Origin of the sequence: Bradyrhizobium sp. (assembly GCF_049512235.1) — a bacterium.
In the GTDB taxonomy this organism is placed as follows: domain Bacteria; phylum Pseudomonadota; class Alphaproteobacteria; order Rhizobiales; family Xanthobacteraceae; genus Bradyrhizobium.
In genome coordinates this window covers 1-3,863 of record NZ_JBEKXH010000559.1, presented here as the reverse complement: position 1 = coordinate 3,863, position 3,863 = coordinate 1, and the positions used below count along the sequence as shown (strand labels likewise).

General features: G+C 62.4%; 6 protein-coding genes. All 6 read left to right on the top strand.

The window, feature by feature from the left end:
- Positions 1-250, top strand: a 250-nt coding sequence (locus tag ABSG20_RS31680) for an AbrB/MazE/SpoVT family DNA-binding domain-containing protein (protein WP_423868390.1), incomplete at its 5' end; no start/stop codon positions are given.
- The gene (locus ABSG20_RS31675; RefSeq protein ID WP_423868389.1) at positions 247-645 is read left to right on the top strand and encodes a type II toxin-antitoxin system death-on-curing family toxin; all 399 of its coding nucleotides are present in this window, start codon (positions 247-249) and stop codon (positions 643-645) included. The genes ABSG20_RS31680 and ABSG20_RS31675, both read left to right, overlap by 4 nt.
- A 102-nt stretch (positions 646-747) precedes the next feature.
- Complete coding sequence (locus ABSG20_RS31670) at positions 748-900, top strand: aa3-type cytochrome c oxidase subunit IV (protein ID WP_423868388.1); 153 nt, start codon at positions 748-750, stop codon at positions 898-900.
- A gap of 141 nt (positions 901-1,041) precedes the next feature.
- On the top strand, positions 1,042-2,169 hold the full coding sequence (locus ABSG20_RS31665) for a Re/Si-specific NAD(P)(+) transhydrogenase subunit alpha (protein WP_423868387.1): 1,128 nt from the start codon (positions 1,042-1,044) through the stop codon (positions 2,167-2,169).
- 11 nt (positions 2,170-2,180) lie between these two features.
- Positions 2,181-2,498: a proton-translocating transhydrogenase family protein gene (locus tag ABSG20_RS31660; RefSeq protein ID WP_423868386.1), complete on the top strand. Its 318-nt coding sequence runs from the start codon at positions 2,181-2,183 to the stop codon at positions 2,496-2,498.
- Positions 2,499-2,541: 43 nt separating this feature from the next.
- The coding region (locus tag ABSG20_RS31655) for an NAD(P)(+) transhydrogenase (Re/Si-specific) subunit beta (RefSeq protein ID WP_423868385.1) at positions 2,542-3,863 on the top strand (1,322 nt) is incomplete at its 3' end.

The following is a 3,863-nucleotide window of genomic DNA, read 5'->3' as shown; positions in this document are numbered from 1 at the left end:
GATGCCCCGCAAGACCGTTGAAGGCGATTTCATTCAGATCAAGAAGATCGGAAATTCGCTTGGTCTTATCTTGTCGAAGGACATTCTTTCCCGGCTCAAGCTGAAGGAAGGCGACAAGCTTCATATCGTCGAACAGACAGAGCGGGGAATCCAGCCTTCGCCATATAATCCCAAGCATGCCAAAGCGATAGAAATCACCCAGCGTTCGTTCAGCACTTATACGGACACGTACCGAGCACTTGCGAAATGAACGAGCCGATCTGGTTGGACGTGGAGATTCTGATTGATCTCCACGCCGAGCAGCTTGCTCTGTTCGGAGGACCGGACGGTATCCATGACCAGGGTATGCTGGAATCGGCGCTGGGCCGTCCCATTTGCAAAATCGCCCATGGCGGAACAGACCTTGCCGTGCTTGCGGCGGCCTATGCCTTCGGCATTGCCCGGAATCGTCCGTTTGTCGACGGCAATAAGCGCGCAGCCTTCGGCGCGATGATCGTGTTTCTAGGTCTAAATGACATCGATTTCCTGGTGCCCCCGCAAGCCGCCACCGCCATGAGGCTCTCCCTTGCTGCCAGTGAGCTAAGGGAAAAAGGGCCTGACCCGCGGGATCCGGGACGATTGGACGGTCGCGAGCCGGCAAAATAATTCGCGAGGGTAACGGCGGCGCAAACGGCGTACCGCCGTTGCGCTGCCCTCGGGACTGCGGTAATTCCAGGCCGGACGAGCACACCGACCCTGGGGACACCGATGGCTGAGCATAACGAAGTGGCCTATACGACCGCTGACGGCAATGATTATATCGCGCATGAGCAGACCTATGAGGGCTTCATCAAGCTGGTGAAATACGGCACTGCTGCGGTCATCTTCATTGTTGCCATGATGGCGATTTTCCTGACCTGATCGATGCTGCATCGCACTGCCGCCCCGCGCAGTGCGATTTTAAAGAAACCGCATACATTCTGGTCGTAAAATCGGTATCCATCGTCGCGAAACTAGCGCTAGTTTGCTCGCGCGCGTCTCCCTCGCGCTGCCGGAGGCCTCATGAAGATTGCCGTTGCCAAGGAAATCGATCCGGCCGAGCCGCGGGTCGCGGCCTCGCCGGACACAGTGAAAAAATTCAAGGCTTTGGGCGTCGATGTCGCGGTCGAGCCGGGCGCGGGCATCCAGTCGGGCCTGCCGGACCAGGACTTCGTCGCCGCCGGCGCCACCGTCAGCGCCGATGCGCTGAAGGACGCCGACATCGTCATCAAGGTGAAGCGGCCCGAGGCCAGCGAGCTTTTGAACTACAAGCGCGGCGCGCTGGTCATCGCCATCATGGACCCCTATGGCAACGACGCTGCGCTGAAGGCGATGGCGGACGCGGGCGTTGCAGCGTTCGCGATGGAATTGATGCCGCGCATCACCCGCGCCCAGGTAATGGATGTGCTGTCGAGCCAGGCCAATCTGGCCGGATACCGCGCGGTGATCGAGGCCGCCGAAGCATTCGGCCGCGCCTTTCCGATGATGATGACCGCGGCGGGCACGATCCCTGCGGCCAAGGTGTTCGTGATGGGGGTCGGCGTCGCCGGGCTGCAGGCGATCGCGACCGCGCGGCGGCTCGGCGCCGTCGTCACCGCGACCGATGTGCGGCCCGCCGTGAAGGAGCAGGTCGAAAGTCTCGGCGCCAAATTCCTGGCGGTCGAGGATGAGGAATTCAAACAGGCCGAAACAGCAGGCGGTTACGCCAAGGAAATGTCGAAGGAATATCAGGCCAAGCAGGCCGCGCTGACCGCCGAGCACATCAAGAAGCAGGACATCATCATCACCACCGCGCTGATCCCCGGCCGGCCGGCGCCGCGCCTCGTCAGCTCCGAGATGGTGAAGTCGATGAAGCCGGGCTCGGTGCTGGTCGATCTCGCGGTCGAGCGCGGCGGCAATGTCGAGGGCGCCATGGCCGGCGAGGTCGCCGATGTCGGCGGCATCAAGATCGTCGGTTACACCAATGTCGCGGGCCGGGTCGCGGCCTCGGCATCGAGCCTCTATGCGCGCAACCTGTTTTCCTTCATCGAGACGCTGATCGACAAATCGACCAAGGCGCTCGCGGTGAATTGGGACGACGAACTGGTCAAGGCCACCGCCTTGACCAGGGATGGCGCCGTGATCCATCCGAACTTTCAGCCGAAGACCTAAGGAGAGCCGCCATGGATCATATCGCGCAGGCCGTCGATCCCTTCGTATTCCGGTTGTCGATTTTCGTGCTCGCCGTGTTCGTCGGCTATTTCGTGGTGTGGTCGGTGACGCCTGCGCTGCATACGCCGCTGATGTCGGTAACCAACGCCATTTCGTCGGTGATCGTGGTCGGCGCGCTGCTCGCGGTCGGCGTCGCGATGGTTGGCAGCGGTGGACCATGGGCGCGCGGCTTCGGCTTCGTCGCGCTGACCTTTGCCTGCGTCAATATCTTCGGCGGCTTCCTGGTCACCCAGCGCATGCTGGCGATGTACAAGAAGAAGACCAAGTGAACGGCGTGCACCTAGGGGTGACGAAGACAAGGGGGGCCTCCAGATGAACGCCAATCTGTCCGCAGTTTTGTACCTCGTTGCCGGGGTGCTGTTCATCCTGTCGTTGCGCGGCCTGTCGAGCCCGGCGACATCGCGCCAGGGCAACTTCTTCGGCATGATCGGCATGGCGATCGCGGTCGCGACCACGCTGGCCGCGCATCCGCCGGCCGATGGCATCGGCTGGCTGCTGGTGATCCTGGGCGTCGCCATCGGCGGCTCAATCGGCGCCGTGATCGCACGCCGGGTGCCGATGACGTCGATGCCAGAACTGGTCGCGGCGTTCCATTCGCTGGTCGGCATGGCCGCGGTATTGGTTGCGGCCGGGGCTTTCTACGCGCCCGAGGCCTTCGATATCGGCACGCCCGGCAACATCCATCCGCAGTCTCTGGTCGAAATGTCGCTCGGCGTCGCCATCGGTGCTTTGACCTTCACCGGCTCGGTGATCGCGTTCCTGAAACTGTCTGCGCGCATGAGCGGTGCGCCGATCATTCTGCCGTTCCGCCACGTCATCAATATTGTTCTCGGCCTGGCGCTGCTGGTCTTCATCGTCGGCCTCGTATTGTCGGGCAGCGCGCTGGATTTCTGGCTGATCACCATCATCGCGCTGGCGCTGGGCGTGCTGATGATTATTCCAATCGGCGGCGCCGACATGCCGGTCGTGATCTCGATGCTGAACTCCTATTCGGGCTGGGCCGCCGCCGGCATCGGATTTACACTCGGCAATTCGGCGCTGATCATCACTGGAGCGCTAGTCGGATCGTCTGGCGCGATCCTGTCCTACATCATGTGCCGCGCCATGAACCGCTCCTTCATCTCGGTCATCCTCGGCGGCTTCGGTGGTGAGACGACGGCGGCGGCCGCGGGTGCGGGTGGCGAAGTGCGCCCGGTAAAACTCGGCTCGGCCGACGATGCCGCCTTCATCATGAAGAATGCGCAGAAGGTGATCATCGTGCCCGGCTACGGCATGGCGGTGGCGCAGGCGCAGCATGCGTTGCGCGAGATGGCCGATACCCTCAAACAGGAAGGCGTCGAGGTCAAGTATGCGATCCACCCGGTGGCGGGCCGCATGCCCGGTCACATGAACGTGCTGCTGGCCGAAGCCAACGTGCCCTATGACGAGGTGTTCGAGCTCGAGGACATCAATTCGGAGTTCGCCCAGGCCGACGTCGCCTTCGTGATCGGCGCCAACGACGTCACCAACCCGGCGGCCGAGGACGACAAGACCTCGCCGATCTACGGCATGCCGGTGCTGCAGGTCTGGAAGGCCGGCACCGTGATGTTCATCAAGCGCTCGCTGGCGTCGGGCTATGCCGGCATCGATAATCC